The organism is Muricoccus harenae, from assembly GCF_009848505.1.
Taxonomy (GTDB): domain Bacteria; phylum Pseudomonadota; class Alphaproteobacteria; order Acetobacterales; family Acetobacteraceae; genus Roseomonas; species Roseomonas harenae.
This window is the reverse complement of sequence record NZ_WWDL01000020.1, coordinates 1-15,927: the sequence shown is the minus strand read 5'-3', so window position 1 is coordinate 15,927 and position 15,927 is coordinate 1. Positions and strand designations below refer to the sequence as shown.

The window sequence follows — 15,927 nt, the reverse complement described above, 5'->3', positions numbered from 1 at the left end:
CTTGCGAGCGCTTGGGGTTGCGCGGCTCCCGCCGCCCTGTGGAGCGCTCTGAGACGGGCAGCCGCCTCTATTCCTCAGACTGCGTGAGACTTTCGCTCCTTCGCTTCCGTCTCCGAGCGCGCTTTCCAGAAGGCCATGTCGGCTTCCTTGCTGAACATCACCCGGACACCGGTGGCGCCCTTGCTCATCCGGAGGTTCCCGCCGTTCTGGGCCCTGTGCTCGGCAACCCAGCGCTTGAACGTCGGGTCCTCACTGGTGAGGCCCGCGAACTCCAGCACTCCGGAGATCTCTTCCTGCTTGCGACGCTTGACCATGGGGCAGATCCCTATCGATGAAGGCGGAGAACGCTGAAGCAGCATCGCTTGGCGATCCCCCGGGCTCCGGCTGCTCTGCGTGGCCTTGCTCACACCGCTCTGGTTGCCCTTGCCGGCTCCGCCATCGGAGCGGGCGTCCTTGGGGTTTGCCTTGCTGCCGACGTATCTGGGTCGTGTCTCATCGCGTGGTGTAGGAGCGATGTCCCCTGGCGGGTTGAGCCGTTTATCAGGCAGGCACGGCGCCGGGGCTGATGGGTCCAGTATCGCTGACGGCGGAGACGGTCTCCAGCGTCATGTAGCGGGGGCGCTGGGTGGCCCATTCGTTGGATTGCTCCAGCAGCATCGTGCCGATCAGTCGGACGGCGGCCGCCTCGTTCGGGAATATGCCGACCACATCCGTCCTGCGCTTGATCTCGCCGCTGAGCCGCTCGATCGGGTTCGTAACTGCTATGAGGGTGGCGGTGCCTGCTTATCCAGCTGGGACAGATTCAGTCCTGACGTATGGTGAGACCATCCGGGACGAGGGGCACCGGGAGCACGTAGTGGGCAAGCCACTGTATACAATGAGCCGAGAGCTCGTGTTAGTAGCTGGCCGCCCCTGCGACCGACCCGGTTGCGCCGAGAGCGCGGATCCGTAGTTGTCGTGTTGCCCACTGCTCCCGTCTTTGCACTGGAGAGAAGCAGGAGATGGGACGTGTGATCGGCATGGACATCCACCGCACCTTTGCGGAGGTGGTGTTCTGGGGGCTGGACGCCTCAGACCAGCGGGACGGGTGGACATGACCCGCTCGGGCCTGGAGGGGTTCGGGCGGACCTTGAGCCAGGAGGATGAGGTCGTCGTCGAAGCGACCGGCAACTCCATGGCGGTGGTGCGGGTGCTCAGCTCCTATGTGGCGCGGGTGGTCGTGGCCAACCCACTGCAGGTCAAGGCAATCGCTCACCCCCAGGTCAAGACCGACAAGATCGATGCCGGCGTGCTGGCCTCGCTTCGCGCGGCGGGCTTCCTGCCCGAGGTGTGGGTGCCCGATGCCGGCACCGAGCGGCGGCGCCGGCTGGTGGCGCGACGCAACCAGGTCGTGCGGCATCGCACCCGGGTCAAGAACGAGGTGCATGCCATCCTGCAGGCGCATCTGGTGCCGCCCTGTCCGCATGCCGACCTGTTCGGCCGGCCCAACCAACGCCTCGTTTCCCAACCTCGTCGATGGCTGGTTTGCCCACCTCACCCTGTGCCAGATCCGACGCGGCATGTTCCCCTAGGTGGAGATCCTGCAGACGGCAATCCGCCGCTAAATTGAGACCAACAGCGCCGATCCGCATTCCTTCGTCTGGACGAAAGTCGCCGACGACATGCGGGCCGGGGCGGAAAACGGTCGTCATGCCCGATGGTGTGGCAACACCGGCCCAAACAACAGCGACCACGCAGACGCGCGGTGAACCGGCGCTGGTGAAGGCCTTGGCCCGGGCGTTCCGGTACCAGCGCATGCCGGATGAGGGACACTACGCGTCGATCAGCGAGATGGCGGAGGCGGAGAAGCTGGACCGCGGTTACATGGGACGGCTGCTGCAGCTGACGCTGCTGGCACCGGACATCGTGGAGGCGGTGCTCGACGGCCAGGTTCTCAGCAGCCCAAGCCTACCCACGCTGCTGGGATACTTCCCCAGCACCTGGGCTGAGCAGCGTGGACGCTCGAATACGGCCTCTTGAAGTTATACAGATCCGAAGGCCAGCAGATCGGGACATTGCCAATGGCTACCCTACCTCACGCGCCACGCTCGCACTCTGCCAGAACACCACCCGCCGCTGTGCCCAGGCTACCAGCCCGAAGCTTAGCAGTCCGAGCAGGCTGAGGTAGAGGATCAGCGCGAAGACTCGCGCGGTGTCGAGGTTGGTGGAGGCCACCCGGATCAGCTCACCAAAGCCGCGGCCGCCGCCCAGGAACTCGCCGGTGATCACGCCGGCCATGACGCCCACGGAAGCGATCTTCAGCCCGGTGAAGAACTGCGGCATGCCGGTCGGCAGCTTCATCTTCACCAGTGTCTGCCAGCGGCTCGCCCCCATCGTTTTGAACAGCATGCGGGCATTCTCGTCGGAGGCGTGCAGCCCTGCCGCCGTGCCGACCACGATGGGAAAGGTCGCAATGAAGGTGGCCAGCGCCACCTTGCTCTCGATCCCGAAGCCCAGCCACGCAATGAAGAGCGGCGCAAAGGCGACCTTGGGCATGGTGTCCACCGCGACCAGATAGGGCATTACGGCGCGCTCGCCGAAGGCCGTCTCCCCCACCAGCACGCCAAGGGCGAAACCGATTCCGACCGCCAGCGCGAAGGACAGCACCAGTTCCTGCAGCGTCACCCACAGTGACTGTAGCATGTAGCCGCCGGACAACAGGTTGCCTCCCACGAAAATCAGGTGCCGCAGTGTGTCCCCGGGCGAAGGCAGGATGATGGGCGAGATCAAGCCGCTCCAGGACACCGCCTGCCACAGCCCGATCGCGACGACCGCCAGCGCGGCCATTGCCACCGAGCGCGGGATGCGGTCGAACCAGGAATCCTGCTCCGTCCAGACCGTGTTCTCGGTCTCCAGGGCGGCAGAAAGCGCGACCTCGCTCACAGGAAGGATCCCTTGTCCAGGTGGCTGCGGATGCGGTCCACCAGTGCGCCAAAGCGCGGGGTCGTCACCATATCCAGCGTGCGTGGCCGCGGCAGGTCGACCGCCACCGTCTCCACGATGCGGCCAGGACGAGGCGACATGACGTAGACGGTGTCCGACAGGATCACCGCCTCGGGGATGGAGTGGGTGACCAGGAAGGCGGTGGCGCCCCGTTGGAGGCAGATGCGTTGCAGCTCCATGTTCATGAAGTCGCGCGTCAACTCGTCCAGCGCGGAGAAGGGCTCGTCCAGCAACAGCACTTCCGGCTCGGTGATTAGCATGCGACAGATCGCCGCGCGCTGTGCCATGCCGCCCGACAGCTCCTTCGGGTAGACGCCCTCGAAGCCCTTCAGCCCTACCAGTTCCAGCAGAGCGTGGGCGTTGCCGTGGTGGACGCGCGCGGCGGCGCGGCCGTCGCGGATCTCGATCGGCAGAACGATGTTCTCTAACGTGGTCTTCCACGGAAACAGCGTCGCCTGTTGGAACATCATGCCAATGTCGCGGCGTGGGCCGGTAACGGGCCGCCCCGCCAACATGACGCTGCCGGAAGTCGGCGGCACCAGCCCCGCCATGATCTTGAGCAGGGTGGATTTGCCGCAGCCCGAGGCCCCGATCACGGAGGAGAAGGTGCCGGCGTCCAAAGTCAGGTCCACCCGGCCCAGCGCCTCGATGTTGCGTCGCGCGTATGTCTTGCCGACTCCACGCAGCGCGAAGACCGTGCGGTCGCCCCGGGTAGCCGGCGCGGCGGGGAGTTCAGCGGCCGTGAGGCTCCTGCTCATCTCCGGTTCCAGGCCTCGACGAAGCGGTTGGTGTAGGCGGCGGAAAGATCGGGCAGCGGGGCGTCGAGCTCGCGGCTCTCGACTAGGCTGCGGTGCCAGGCCTCCCAGTGCACGGGGTCCTGGTAGCCCCAGCCCCTGGCGGGGTCGTGTGGCTGACCCTTCTGCAGGACCGCGTCGAGGAGCGCGTTCGCGAAACGCCGGTCCTCCAGCTCCTGTGGGTTGCCGACGGCGAGGTGGCGCAGCACCTTTTCGCGGTTAGCGGGAACGTTGGCGAAGTGCGTGGCGCGCACCAGCGACCGGCCGAAGCCTTCTACCACCTGTGGGTTGCCATCGATGAAGGCACGCATGGCAGCGACGCCGTTTCCAAAGAAGGTTTGGTACTTGTTCGGCGTAATGTCACGCACGGCCATGCCGCGGTGGTTCATGATTGCGGCATCGGCGGAGGCGCCGACATAGGCTTCGATGTCGCCGCGCAGGAAGCCGGCCACCGCCGGGCCGCCGTCCCCAACCGGGATGAAGCGATAGTCGCGCGGCTCCTGCATGCCCAGGTCGTTCAGGATGGCGCGCGCAAAGCCCACCTCCGCCCCGTCCGCCGTGCCGACGCCGATCACCTTGCCGCGCAACTGGTCCGGCGTGCGGTAAGCCGAGTTCTGCCGCACCAGGATTCCGAAAGAGGAGTGCGGCAGACCGTTGTAAAGGAACACCACGTCCGCGCCGCGCGCCCGCGCCCGCAGCACCGGTGCAGGCCCCGGCCGGCCGAACTGCGCCTGGCCGGAGGCGAGTGCCTGGAGCACGGGGCTCGACCCGTTCACGGCCTCACTGCGGACAGACAGGCCCTCCTCACGGAAATAGCCCTCCCCGATGCCGACATGGAGGGCGTAGGAGTTGATCGCAGACGGACTAGGCTGCACGAACACGATCGACCGCAGAGGCCGCGGCTGCGCGCGCGCGGCGGGAACCAGCGCGGGCGCGGCGAGTAGGCCGAGCGCCGCGCGGCGGGACACGGGATGGCCGGGCGCGAAGGCAGCGTGGCTAAACATGGAACCGCTTCCTCGTTTGCACTTTTCAGCCAGCGTAGCGGCTTGGCGCCGATGAACAAGCGGTAATTGCCGCGCCATGGGGCGCCTCGGCATATCTTGCGGTGCAGCGAAACCAAGGCCACAGCGGCACGTGCGGGCCCTACGCAGCAGCCCGCATTGATGGCCACCCTGCTTGCCTATAGCATTCCGGTGGCGGCACGACGCCGTGCTTGGCGGCTTCCGTGCCGCCGTCGCGCGCCCGGCGCCGCCCGCGACGGAAAGCGAACCGGGGGGAAGAATCTTGCGACTCACGTATTTCGATGACTACCGAGTTGGTGCCATCAAGGGCGACGCTATCGTCGACCTGACGCCGCTGCTCTCGTCGCTGCCCCACCGCGACACGCTGGACCTGATGCCAGCCCTGATCGCGGAATTCGACGCGTTCAGGCCGACGATCGAGGCAGAGCTGACGAAGGAGATGGGCAAGAAGCTGTCCGAAGCGCGACTGCGTGCCCCTCTTCCCCGTACGCGGCAGATCGACTGCATGGCGGTAAACTACATGGAGGACGGCACGCTATCCGAGCGGCCGCCGATCAATGCCTTCCACAAGTCGCCCGGTGCCGTAATCGGCCCTGGCGATACCATGGTGCTGCCCGACATCCCCGCCATCGTGTTCGAGGCGGAGGCTGAGATGGCGCTGGTAATCGGCAAGCGGGCCGCCAACATCTCGGAGGCAGAGGCGATGACGCACGTCTTCGGCTACATGAACTTCATCGACGGCTCGGCGCGCGGCATGCCGCCCGCGAACAACGTATTCTTCCAGGCCAAGTCCCGTGATACCTTCGCGCCGATGGGCCCCTTCCTTGTCACCGCCGACGAGGTGGGCGATCCGCAGTCGCTCGATATCCGCCTCTGGATCAACGGTGAACTCCGGCAGGGCTTCAACACCTCCGACATGGCGCACCGCATCCCGCGCTGCATTAGTTGGCTAAGCAGCATCCACACCCTGGAACCCGGCGACGTGGTGGCGACGGGTACCAATCACCGCGGCCTGAGCGCGCTGCACGACGGCGATACGGTAGAATTGGAGACGGCAGGCCTCGGCCGGCTGCACTTCCGCGTACGAGACGAGCTGAAGCGGCGTTGGACCCCCGAGACGCGGGCCCAAGAGAACGAGAAGCTGGTTGCGCGCGGCGAGAAGGCGCTGCCCATCGGGGTGCCGGCGCGGCAGATAAGCGGCAAGTACACACCGGCCTGAGACCCGACCAGTCCGCATTGCCACGTCGTTTGAGATGCGGCCGTGTGAGCGCGTGGCGTAGTGACCAGCGGCCACGCGCCTATCTAGGCGCGATCTACTGCTGACAGGCAACGGCGCTGAAGCTCCTAGCGCCCTCCCGCCGCGCATGTCGCGGCAAGCTGGACCTACGGAATTCTCCATGCCCGATATGACCAAAGCGCTGACCTCAGCGCAGATCGAGGGCTTCGTCGTCAACGGCTTCGTGCGGATTGATGATGCTTTCCCGCAATCCCTGGCAGACCAGGGACGCGCGATCCTATGGCGTGAAACCGGCTGCGACCCGGACGATCCATCGAGCTGGACAAGACCGGTCATTCGTCTCGGCGGCTACACGGATCAGCCCTTCCGCGATGCAGCCAACACCCCGGCCCTGCACGCCGCCTATGATGCGCTCGCGGGGGCCGGGAACTGGTTGCCTCCCGGTGGCCTTGGCACCTTCCCGATCCGATTTCCTTCAGCAGAGGCGCCCGGGGATGATGGCTGGCATGTGGACGTGAGCTTCGCCCTGCCAGGCGACGATCCATCCGACTTCATGGCGTGGCGGGCCAATCTCGCCTCAAAGGGACGCGCGCTCCTCATGCTCTTCCTCTTCTCCGACGTGGGAGAGGACGACGCACCGACCCGCATCCGCATCGGTTCGCATCAGGATATCGCGCGCAGGCTTGCGCGCTACGGGGAGGAGGGGGCGACCCTGCGAGACCTCTCCAGCAACGGCTTCGAGGAAGCCAGCCGCAGGCACGAGGTTCTCGCGACGGGGAAAGCGGGCACGGTCTATTTGTGCCATCCTTTCCTCGTTCATGCGGCGCAGCCTCATCGCGGAACGCGGCCGAAGTTCATGGCCCAGCCGCCGCTTCTGCCACGTCGTCGCTTCGACCTGTCCAAACCACTGAGTGACCAAGCGCCTGTTGAGAGGGCCATCAGCCAAGCTCGTGGCTTATAAGGAGCGGGCATGGCCAGTGGAGTAGCACCGGCCATGCCCTCTCGATGCAGGCGAACAACCGCAAAGGGCCGTGTGCGGCCAGGCCGCAGGCGTAACCGCATGTCTGCTTCTCGGCATTTAGCCCCAGGAGCGGCCAGGCAGCTCCCGACCAAACTCGGACCTGTAGCCACTTGGCGGATGCGCGGAGAGGGCCTCATTGATCAAGCGGCGCCATCCGCCATCCACTCGCGGAGGATCGACCACCTCCTGCGCGTGTTCCTGTTCCTGGTCCCGATGGCGAGTGCACGCGTCTGCCCGACGAGCGCGATTAGCGGTTTGCCCTGGAGCGCGCCGGTCTTAAGTGGACTCGGTGGCGAGAAAACAACCAGCTCTGATGTGCGCCGTTGCCGAGGTGCATCAATTACGAAGAGCGGCCCGCATTGGCTGCCAAGTCTCGAGCCGCGATCAGGCCGAAGGTCAGCCCGGACGCGAGGGAGAAGCCGGTCTGATAGCCGGACCCTGTCTCCGTGCGGGCGGCGGCGTTGCCCACGGCATAGAGCCTTGGGATAGGCCGCCCGCGGACGTGCATGACGCGCGCTGTGGTGTCGGCGAGCAGGCCTGCCGAGGACAGCGCCGTCGGGTGCAGCTGAATGCCATAGAAGGGTGCTTCCTCGATCGGGCCGAGCGTCGTGCTCGGATCGAAGCGCGTCAGACCCCAAGGTGAGCTGCCGCGTCCGTGCTCTCCGTCAGTTCCATGTTGAGCGTCGTCGTTGAAGCGCTGCACGGTGGCCGCCAGCCCCTCCCGATCGATGCCGAGGACCCCGGCGAGCTCGGCGATGGAGTTGGCGCGTGCGGCCCAGTGCGGAATGACAGCGCCAGGCGACCTTCCCCCAAAGGAGTGTGCCCTCGCATAGGCGGCGTCGAAGATGAGCCAGCAAGGCAGGTTAGGCTGTTCGCGGCTTCGGACGTCGAATTCCCGCAGGCGCGGGGCGACGGCCTGGAAGAAGCTCTCATCCGCAAAACGCCGGCCGGCCCCGTTGACGACAATCGTGTGCGGGGCGGGCAGTTCTTGCGTACCGGACAGGCGGCACACCGCCGTGCCACCCGGCGCCTCCTCCGGGTTCCGGAACCCGAGAAACAGGGACAGGTTGTTGCCGATAACGTGAACGGCCGCACCGATCTCGGTCGCCATCACCAGGGCGTCGCCGGTCAGACTTTCTGGAAACATGGACTGCCACCCCGGCAGAGCCTCGAAGCGGTGGACGAGGTCGGGGTTGGACTCGTAGCCGCCGCTGGCGAGCACGACGCCGCGTCGCGACGCGATGGTTTCACCGTCGGCTGTGACGACGCCCGTCACGCGCCCGTCCTTCATTGTCAGCCGCTCCGCCGCGGTGCCGGTGCGGATCGTGACGCCATTCCGTGCTGCGAGGCGGACGAGCCAACTCACCAGGGCGGCGCCGCTGCCCCGCACGCCCGGGCGGGCGCGTGCGGCCTCAAGGGCGGCTTCCCAGGTGGCCGGTCGGTTGGGGCCGCCGAGGGCCGCGGCCTCGCGTCCTCCCAGACGGTAGAGCGGGCCGGCCGGAAGTAGGACGTTGTCCTTGTGCTCGCCCAGTTCCTCGGCGTCGATCGGCGGCGTCTCGACCAGCCTTCCGCCAGAGCTGGCGCCGGGCGCCATGCCGTAGTGGTCAAGTCGCGGGCTGAGGCGGAACGGGATGCCGGCCGCCTCGAAGAAGCGCAGGGCGCGGGGCGCTTCGGCCGCGAAGGTCTCCATCCGGGCCGGGTCGATTCCGTCGGCGCCGACGTAGCGGAGGTAGGCCCTCACGGCCTCGGGGCTGTCGGTGCCCCCAGCCGCGGCGTGCAGGTGGTTGCCGCCGACCCAGAGCAGCCCGCTGGAAATGGCGGTGCCGCCGCCCAGCCGGTCCGCCTTCTCCAGGACAAGGCAGTCCAAGCCGAATGCGCGCGCAGCGATGGCCGTGGCCAGCCCGGCACAGCCGGAGCCGACCACGATCACGTCATGGGATTGCGCCGGCGCCGTCATGTGACTCACTGCGGCCGAATTCCCGCGGCCTCGACCACCTTTCGCCAGCGTACGGTCTCCTCGGCCAGCAGTTGCTCGACTTCAGCCGGGGGCTTGCCGCCGGGTAGGCAGGCAATGGAGGCAAGAAATTCCGCCATCTCCGGAGAGGCCAGGGCCTTTGCCGCCTCGGTGTAGAGTCGCTCCACGATCGGCGCGGGCGTGCCGCGCGGCACCGCAAGACCGGACCAGTGCATCACGTCGTAGCCCTGCATACCGGCCTCGGCGAAGGTCGGCACCTCGGGCAGGGAAGCCAGGCGTCCCGGGCCGCTGATCGCCAATGGCCGCAGGAGCGTGGCGCCGCTGCCCATCGCCGCGCCCGGCGAGGCGAAGACGACATCCACCTGCTTGGCCAGGAGTGCCGTTACCGCCTCCCCGCCACCACGATAGGGAACATGGAACAGTCGCACGCCGGCCGCCAGCTCATAGGCAGCCGTGGCGAAGTGCACCGAGCTACCGACGCCGCCGCTGCCGTAGGTGATCTTTTCCGGCTGCCGCCGGGCAGCCTCGGTCAGAAACTGTAGGCTTGTATAAGGCGAATCGCGGTGCACGGCAGCGATCACCGGCGTGAAGGCGCTGATGGTGACGAGTTGGAAGGCCTCAGTGTGATTGAAGGGCAGCCGGCTCACCAGAAACGGCATCAGGCCGTAGGTGCTGTCGATTGCCAGGAGGGTGTAGCCATCCGGCGCGGCACGGGCGGCTTCAGCCGCACCGATGCTGCCGCCGGCACCCGAGCGGTTCTCGACGATGACGCTTTGTCCCATCTGCTCCGTGAGCTTCTGCGCCAGCTTGCGTGCAACGGTGTCGATCGCGCCTGTCGGCGCCCAGGCCACGATGAGGCGGATCGTGCGGGACGGGTATGGCGCCTGTGCCGAAACGATGCCCGGCGTAGTGGGCAACGCCATGGCCGCAGCCAACATGGCACGGCGTGATCTGCGCATCTGGAAGTTCCCGTCCCGTCTCCCTGGGACGGGCCGAGGCACCGCACCGCCCGAAGACTTGTTGTTTCGCTGAGGCTGCGGCTGACGCTTGGCCATGTCAACGAAGCAAAGGTCGAGGCTCGAAGCTTCAGGAGCCTCCAACAACTACCGGGGCGGCCGCGCGCACAGGCTGAGCGCGCCGCATTGCCTCAGCGATCCCCCGTCTTACGATTGCTCTGGGGCGCGCTGCTCACGCTACCCTGCTTGCCGCCGCTGTTGCCGGCACCAGCACGGGCGTCCTTCGGGTTTGCCTTCCCGCCAGCCGCGTTCGTGCCGCCCCGCGAAGCGCTTCAAGACGTGCAGCCCTGGACGTGCAGGATCGCAGCACGTCTCCTGCTTCTCGTCCGAGGAGGAGAGCCCCCCCTGCCTCAGGCCGCGTGAGGCTTGCGGCCCTTCGCTTCCACGTCCGAGCGGTCCTTCCAAAAAGCCATGTCCGCTTCCTTGCTGAACATGACCCGAACGCCTGTGGCGCCCTTGCTCACCCGGAGCTTCCCGCCATTCCGGGCTTTGTGGTCGGCGAGCCACTGCTTGAACGTCGGGTCGTCACTGGAGCGTCCCTCGAATTCGAGAACCCCTACGGCGTCTTCCTGTTTGCGTCGCTTGACCATTCTTCAGAACCTTACCGATGGAGGAGGAAAACGCTGGCGCAGCGTCGCTCAGCGATCGCCCGTCTTGCGGCTGCTCTGGGTCGCGCTGCTCACGCCGCCCTGCTTGCCGCCGCTGCTGCCGGCGCCAGCGCGGGCGTCCTTCGGGTTGGCTTTCCCGCCGGTCGCATTCTTGCCGCCCTGCGGTGCGCGACCGGCCGGGGGAAGGGGAGGGAGATTGGCCATGGTGGTGCCTCGTGCTTGTTGTGCAGATGAACGGCGTCTGTCGAGCAAACGACAGCACCCTGCCTACGGCTCCAAGGCGCTCCGCTAAAGCTCGGGTGTGACGATGATGTTTTGGTGGAAGGGACGGAACGCCCCAGGAAATGCGCTGCCAATTCCGGGCAGGTGCTCAGAGCAAAAGCGGCAGAATTGCAACGCGCTAGAGCTTGTAGACTGACCCACTCAAGTCCCAAGCTCCGGAGACCCAGTGCTCTCTGGAGAAAGAAAACGCCGCTCGTTCCGCCTTCGAAGTATCAAGGTAGGCGCGGAAAATGCAGCGGAAACACACGGAGAAGCGCGATCCCAATCTCACCAGAGACAGATTGTCCTGAGGAAGATTGGAGCGGGCGAAGGGATTCGAACCCTCGACCCCGACCTTGGCAAGGTCGTGCTCTACCCCTGAGCTACGCCCGCGCTCCGTGTGTGGCGGCCGTATGTCATGACCCGCCGGGCCTTGCAACCCCCCTCGGGCCGATCGATCAAAGGCCCCATGCCGGCAACCCCCGAATCCCTCCTCGCCCATCTGGAAGCCCAGGGCATCCAGGCCACCACCCATCGCCACCCCGCGCTGCACACCGTGGCCGAAAGCAAGGAACTGCGGGGAAGCCTCCCTGGCCTGCATGTGAAGAACCTCTTCCTCCGCGCGAAACCTCCGCAGCCCTTCCTGCTGGTGGTGGCAGAGGAGGACACGCCCCTTTCCATCAATGCCTTGGCACGCCGCCTGGGCACCGGCCGCCTCTCCTTGGCGAATGAGCAGGAGCTGTGGGACAGGCTCGGCGTCCGTCCCGGCTCGGTCACGCCGCTCGCCCTCATCAATGCCCCGCCGGGCAGCATCCGCCTCGTGATGGACCACCGCCTGCTGGAGGGTCCCGGCCCGGTGAACGTCCATCCCCTCACCAACACGGCCACCACGGCCCTATCCCCGGCCGATCTCCGCCGCCTCCTCGAAGCCCTCGGCCACCCGCCCGAGCCGATCGACCTGACCCAACCGCTTGCCTGAGCGCCCATACAGCGCATCTATGGGGCAACAGAGACCACCCGAGCCGCTGGAAGCACCGATGAGCACCCTTCTCGACCAGACTCCAACCCCCGCCGACGACCTGATCAAGGACGGCGACCAGAAGACCTTCATGCAGGATGTCGTGGCGGCATCCCGCGAGGTGCCGGTTCTGGTGGATTTCTGGGCCACCTGGTGCGGCCCCTGCAAGCAGCTGACCCCCACGCTGGAAAAGGTGGTCCGCGCCGCCGGCGGCCGGGTGCGGCTGGTGAAGATCGATATCGACAAGAACCGCGCCCTGGTCCAGCAGCTCGCCCAGCTCGGCCTGCCGCTCCAGTCCGTGCCCACTGTCGCCGCTTTCTGGCAGGGCCAGATCGCCGACCTCTTCCAGGGCGCCCTGCCGGAGAGCGAGGTGAAGAAGTTCACCGAGAACCTGCTGAAGCTGGCCGGCGGCCAGATGCCCTCCGCCGATCTGCTAGCCGAGGCGAAGCAGGCCGCCGAGGAAGGCGACCACCAGGGCGCCCTGGAACTCTACGGCGCCCTGGCCCAGCAGGAGCCGGAAAATGCGGCCGCCTTCGCCGGCGTCGCCCGCTCCCTGATGGAGCTGGGTGAGGAGGAACAGGCTGCCCAGGTCATCGAAAGCGTGCCCCCGAAGATCCAGGACCACGCCGAGATCACCGCCGTCCGCAGCGCCCTGGAACTGGCCAAGGCCGGCCGGGAGGCGCGTGGCAAGCTGGCCGAGTTCGAGGCCCGCCTGGCCGCCGACCCCAATGACCACCAGGCCCGGATCGACCTGGCCGTCGCCCTCAACGCCGCCGATGACCGCGAAGCCGCTGCCGACGCGCTGCTGGAGGCCTTCCGCCGCGATCGCGAATGGAACGAGCAGGCCGCCCGCAAGCAGCTCCTGAAGTTCTTCGAGGCCTGGGGCTTCGAGGATCCGGCGACCAAGGCGGGGCGCCGCAAGCTCTCCTCGATGCTGTTCAGCTAGGCCCGCGGGACCGCGACCGGCTCCCTCCCAGGGAAGCGCGCAGGGAAATGCGCCAGGGGACGTGCCAGGAAACGCGCCCTGGCGCGTTTCCACCCATCATCTGGCGAACGGGACGCGTTTGGTCATGCCCTTCCAGCCCACCAGCCTCGGCAAGCTGCCCGTGGAGATCGCGGTTTTTCCTCTGCCGGGCGCGCTCCTGCTGCCCGGCGGCCGCCTGCCGCTGAACATCTTCGAGCCGCGCTATCTGGCCATGGTGGAGGCCAGCCTGGGGAATGCCCGCAGCTTCGGCATGATTCAGCCTGACAAGGCACTCCCGCTGACGGCGAACGGTCCCGGCCTCTACAGTGTCGGCTGCCTCGGCCGCCTGTCCTCCTTCGCCGAGACGGAGGATGGCCGCTTCCTCATCACCCTCACCGGCATGATCCGCTTCCGGGTCGCGGAAGAGCGGCCGATGCGCGATGGCTATCGCTGCATTCGCCCCGATTATGCGCCCTTCGCCGCGGATCTGAGCCGCCCGCCCGACCCCGCGCTCGACCGCGCCGCCTTGCTCGGCGCCCTCCGCCCCTATTTCCGCGTCAAGGGAATAGAGGCGAACTGGGAGGCGATCGAGCGGCTGGAGGACCAATCCCTCGTCACCACCCTGGGCATGGTCTGCCCCTTCGAGCCCGCCGAGAAGCAGGCGCTGCTGGAGGCGCCGGACCCTGCCGCCCGCGCCGTCATGCTGGTGACGATGCTGCGGATGGACAGCCTGCCCGGGTCGGGCCAAGACATCCGCCCGAGCTGAGGACCACCTCCGATGACCCAAACGCCCAGCCACACGCCCGCCCCGGCCCCTGCTCCGGTGGGCGAGGCCCCCGCCGTCGATCCCCGCCTGCTGGAGATCCTTGTCTGCCCCGTCACCAAGGGCCCCCTGCGCTATGACCGCGCGGCCGGCGAGCTGGTGAGCGAAGGCGCCGGCCTGGCCTATCCCATCCGCGACGGCATCCCGATCATGCTGCCCGACGAGGCCCGCCGCCTCGCCGACTGAGCCGGACCGGACGAGGTGCCGACACCCACGGAAATCCGCCTCCTTCGGGCGGAGCGATGCCTGCAGGTGAGCTTCGACGACGGCAGCGCCTTCCGCCTGCCTGCTGAATACCTGCGTGTCGAAAGCCCCTCCGCCGAGGTGCAGGGCCATGGCCCAGGCCAGAAAACCCTGGTCTACGGCAAGCGGGAGGTGGGGATCGTGGCGGTGGAGCCGGTCGGCAACTACGCCGTCCGCCTGGTCTTCGATGATCGCCACGACACTGGCATCTACACCTGGGACACGCTGCACCAGCTCGGCCGCGAATACGCCAGGCGCTGGCCGGAATACGAGGCCTCGCTGGCGGCCCAGGGCCTCTCCCGCGACCTCCGGGGCAAAGGGAGGGGGTGACACCCCTCCAGATTCAGTCCGCCATCGGCCTGATCGCGCTGGCTGCCCTGGCCTGGGCGGCGGGCGGCTTCCGCCGGCCGGTTCCCTGGCGCGCGGTCATCGCCGGACTGGCGCTGCAACTCGTCCTCGGCGCCGCCCTGCTGCACATCCCGCCGCTGCGCGCTGCCTTCGGCCTGGTGGGGACGGCGGTGGATGCCCTGGCCCGCGCCACCCAGGCCGGGACCAGCCTCGTCTTCGGCTATCTTGGCGGCGCTCCGCTGCCCTTCGCGGAGGCGCGGCCGGGGGCGTCCTTCATCCTGTTCTTCCAGGCCCTTCCCATCGTGCTCCTGGTCGGCGCGCTGTCCGCGCTGCTCTATCACTGGCGCGTGCTGCCGGCCCTGGTGCGGCTCATGTCCCGCGTGCTGCGGGCGGCCTTCGGCATCTCGGGCGCCTGCGGCGTCTCCGTGGCCGCCAATGTCTTCACCGGCATGGTGGAGGCCACGCTCTTCATCCGCCCCTGGCTCGCCTCGCTCTCCCGATCCGAGCTGTTGGTGGTGATGACGGCCGGCCTCGCCACCATCAGCGGCAACATGCTGGTCGTCTATGCCGCCATGCTGGCCAATGCCGTGCCCGACGCCGCGGGCCAGCTCCTCGCGGCCAGCCTCGTCAGCGCCCCCGCCGCCATCCTGACCGCGCGCCTGATGATCCCGGGCGAAACCGCCCCCGAAGCCGCGGATATCGAGGCCCCGCGCCTCTACGACAGCAGCATGGACGCGCTGACCCGCGGCACCTCGGACGGGCTCTCGCTGCTGCTGAGCATCATGGCCGGGCTGATCGTGTTCGTGGCGCTCGTCGCCTTGGCGAACATGATCATCGAACCCCTGACGGGCCTGACGCTGGAGGCCATCGCCGGCACCCTTCTCTGGCCCCTGGCCTTTGCCATGGGCATTGCCCCCGAGGACGCCACCGGCGCCGCCCGCCTCCTCGGCATCCGGGGGGTGGTGAACGAGTTCGTCGCCTATCTCGACCTGGCCGGGGAGGGTGGGGCGGGCTTCGCACCGCGCACCAAGCTCATTCTCTCCTGGGCCCTTTGCGGCTTCGCCAATTTCGCCAGCGTCGGCATCATGGTCTCAGGCATGGGCGCCCTCTGCCCGGAACGGCGCGCCGAGATCGTGCGCCTCGGCCTGCCCTCGCTGCTCGCCGCCACCATCGCTTGCTGCATGACGGGAGCGACGGTCGGGCTGCTCTCGCCCTGAACTGTTGTCATGGTTGCTGCCGGAGGCTCTGCCTCCGGACCTCCGCCAGGGTGGCGGCGGCCACCCCGGACTCCGCGTCTTGAGGGAAGAGCGCCGGCTGTGGTGTCGCAGGCAGATTTCTGGGGCGGCGCGGGCGGACAGGGCAGTCGCCTAACATCCAGGACGTCAGGCGCTTCCAACAGATCGCGGGGCCCGGGGAGCCCGCTGGCTCCCCGGCAGAGGGTCCGGGAGGCGGCGCCTCCCGGAGGCCACCCACCTCAACTTCAATCTCATACCAACCGCCTTGATCGCTGACTCGCATGTGATCCCACCAGCGCTCCGGTCGTGATTCGCTCCTCCCGGTGGTTGGTTCGGGAGGCTGAGATGGCGTTGGCGATCACACGGCAGGATCTTTCGGC

General features: G+C 67.6%; 18 protein-coding genes, 1 tRNA gene and 1 pseudogene. 10 read left to right on the top strand and 10 right to left on the bottom strand.

Annotated elements, in window-relative coordinates:
• Nucleotides 1-74: 74 nt before the first annotated feature.
• Nucleotides 75-314, bottom strand: a complete 240-nt coding sequence (locus GSE44_RS25730) for a hypothetical protein (protein WP_235924843.1) — start codon at nucleotides 312-314, stop codon at nucleotides 75-77.
• Nucleotides 315-540: 226 nt separating this feature from the next.
• Nucleotides 541-765, bottom strand: a pseudogene (locus GSE44_RS14950) (transposase); the annotation flags it as partial.
• Between the two features lie 328 nt (nucleotides 766-1,093).
• Here GSE44_RS14950 and GSE44_RS14945 point away from each other — a divergent pair.
• Both GSE44_RS14945 and GSE44_RS14940 read left to right on the top strand, forming a co-directional pair.
• Nucleotides 1,094-1,609, top strand: coding sequence for an IS110 family transposase (locus tag GSE44_RS14945; protein ID WP_201306079.1), 516 nt, complete (start codon nucleotides 1,094-1,096; stop codon nucleotides 1,607-1,609).
• A gap of 80 nt (nucleotides 1,610-1,689) precedes the next feature.
• A complete protein-coding gene (locus GSE44_RS14940) occupies nucleotides 1,690-2,019 on the top strand; it encodes a hypothetical protein (RefSeq protein ID WP_159349635.1) in 330 nt (109 codons plus the stop codon).
• Nucleotides 2,020-2,064: 45 nt separating this feature from the next.
• Here GSE44_RS14940 and GSE44_RS14935 read toward each other — a convergent pair whose 3' ends face one another.
• The 3 genes from GSE44_RS14935 to GSE44_RS14925 are packed head-to-tail and all read right to left on the bottom strand — an operon-like array spanning nucleotide 2,065 to nucleotide 4,780.
• Nucleotides 2,065-2,922, bottom strand: a complete 858-nt coding sequence (locus tag GSE44_RS14935) for an ABC transporter permease (protein WP_201306078.1) — start codon at nucleotides 2,920-2,922, stop codon at nucleotides 2,065-2,067.
• Nucleotides 2,919-3,740 (bottom strand): ABC transporter ATP-binding protein, encoded by an 822-nt coding sequence (locus tag GSE44_RS14930; RefSeq protein ID WP_159349634.1) that lies wholly within the window; start codon nucleotides 3,738-3,740, stop codon nucleotides 2,919-2,921. Before GSE44_RS14930 ends, GSE44_RS14935 begins: the two co-directional genes overlap by 4 nt.
• Nucleotides 3,737-4,780 carry an ABC transporter substrate-binding protein gene (locus GSE44_RS14925; protein WP_159349633.1) on the bottom strand — a complete coding sequence of 348 codons (1,044 nt, stop codon included), beginning with the start codon at nucleotides 4,778-4,780 and terminating at the stop codon, nucleotides 3,737-3,739. The genes GSE44_RS14930 and GSE44_RS14925 overlap by 4 nt, the downstream gene beginning before the upstream one ends.
• A 205-nt stretch (nucleotides 4,781-4,985) precedes the next feature.
• Between GSE44_RS14925 and GSE44_RS14920 the strand changes: the two genes are divergently transcribed.
• Nucleotides 4,986-6,017, top strand: coding sequence for a fumarylacetoacetate hydrolase family protein (locus GSE44_RS14920; protein ID WP_235924842.1), 1,032 nt, complete (start codon nucleotides 4,986-4,988; stop codon nucleotides 6,015-6,017).
• A 178-nt stretch (nucleotides 6,018-6,195) separates the two neighbouring features.
• Nucleotides 6,196-6,996 carry a phytanoyl-CoA dioxygenase family protein gene (locus GSE44_RS14915; protein WP_159349632.1) on the top strand — a complete coding sequence of 267 codons (801 nt, stop codon included), beginning with the start codon at nucleotides 6,196-6,198 and terminating at the stop codon, nucleotides 6,994-6,996.
• Nucleotides 6,997-7,396: 400 nt separating this feature from the next.
• On the opposite strand, the gene GSE44_RS14910 is transcribed toward GSE44_RS14915, so the two are convergent.
• The 5 genes from GSE44_RS14910 to GSE44_RS14890 all read right to left on the bottom strand — a co-directional run bounded on the left by GSE44_RS14910 (nucleotide 7,397) and on the right by GSE44_RS14890 (nucleotide 11,309).
• Entirely contained in the window at nucleotides 7,397-9,013 is a 1,617-nt protein-coding gene (locus GSE44_RS14910) for an FAD-dependent oxidoreductase (RefSeq protein ID WP_235924849.1), read from the bottom strand.
• Nucleotides 9,014-9,018: 5 nt separating this feature from the next.
• Complete coding sequence (locus GSE44_RS14905; RefSeq protein WP_159349630.1) at nucleotides 9,019-9,990, bottom strand: Bug family tripartite tricarboxylate transporter substrate binding protein; 972 nt, start codon at nucleotides 9,988-9,990, stop codon at nucleotides 9,019-9,021.
• A gap of 407 nt (nucleotides 9,991-10,397) precedes the next feature.
• The gene (locus GSE44_RS14900; protein WP_159349629.1) at nucleotides 10,398-10,637 is read right to left on the bottom strand and encodes a hypothetical protein; all 240 of its coding nucleotides are present in this window, start codon (nucleotides 10,635-10,637) and stop codon (nucleotides 10,398-10,400) included.
• A gap of 48 nt (nucleotides 10,638-10,685) precedes the next feature.
• Nucleotides 10,686-10,859, bottom strand: a complete 174-nt coding sequence (locus tag GSE44_RS14895) for a hypothetical protein (RefSeq protein WP_159349628.1) — start codon at nucleotides 10,857-10,859, stop codon at nucleotides 10,686-10,688.
• 375 nt (nucleotides 10,860-11,234) lie between these two features.
• Nucleotides 11,235-11,309, bottom strand: a tRNA-Gly gene (locus GSE44_RS14890).
• Nucleotides 11,310-11,385: 76 nt separating this feature from the next.
• Here GSE44_RS14890 and GSE44_RS14885 point away from each other — a divergent pair.
• The 6 genes from GSE44_RS14885 to GSE44_RS14860 all read left to right on the top strand — a co-directional run bounded on the left by GSE44_RS14885 (nucleotide 11,386) and on the right by GSE44_RS14860 (nucleotide 15,529).
• The gene (locus GSE44_RS14885) at nucleotides 11,386-11,895 is read left to right on the top strand and encodes a prolyl-tRNA synthetase associated domain-containing protein (protein WP_235924841.1); all 510 of its coding nucleotides are present in this window, start codon (nucleotides 11,386-11,388) and stop codon (nucleotides 11,893-11,895) included.
• 58 nt (nucleotides 11,896-11,953) lie between these two features.
• Nucleotides 11,954-12,880, top strand: coding sequence for a tetratricopeptide repeat protein (locus tag GSE44_RS14880; protein WP_159349626.1), 927 nt, complete (start codon nucleotides 11,954-11,956; stop codon nucleotides 12,878-12,880).
• A gap of 124 nt (nucleotides 12,881-13,004) precedes the next feature.
• Nucleotides 13,005-13,664: an LON peptidase substrate-binding domain-containing protein gene (locus GSE44_RS14875; RefSeq protein ID WP_159349625.1), complete on the top strand. Its 660-nt coding sequence runs from the start codon at nucleotides 13,005-13,007 to the stop codon at nucleotides 13,662-13,664.
• A 12-nt stretch (nucleotides 13,665-13,676) separates the two neighbouring features.
• Nucleotides 13,677-13,907 carry a Trm112 family protein gene (locus GSE44_RS14870; protein ID WP_159349624.1) on the top strand — a complete coding sequence of 77 codons (231 nt, stop codon included), beginning with the start codon at nucleotides 13,677-13,679 and terminating at the stop codon, nucleotides 13,905-13,907.
• Nucleotides 13,908-13,922: 15 nt separating this feature from the next.
• A complete protein-coding gene (locus GSE44_RS14865) occupies nucleotides 13,923-14,294 on the top strand; it encodes a gamma-butyrobetaine hydroxylase family protein (protein WP_159349623.1) in 372 nt (123 codons plus the stop codon).
• Nucleotides 14,291-15,529, top strand: coding sequence for a NupC/NupG family nucleoside CNT transporter (locus tag GSE44_RS14860; RefSeq protein WP_159349622.1), 1,239 nt, complete (start codon nucleotides 14,291-14,293; stop codon nucleotides 15,527-15,529). The genes GSE44_RS14865 and GSE44_RS14860 overlap by 4 nt, the downstream gene beginning before the upstream one ends.
• Nucleotides 15,530-15,927 lie beyond the last annotated feature (398 nt).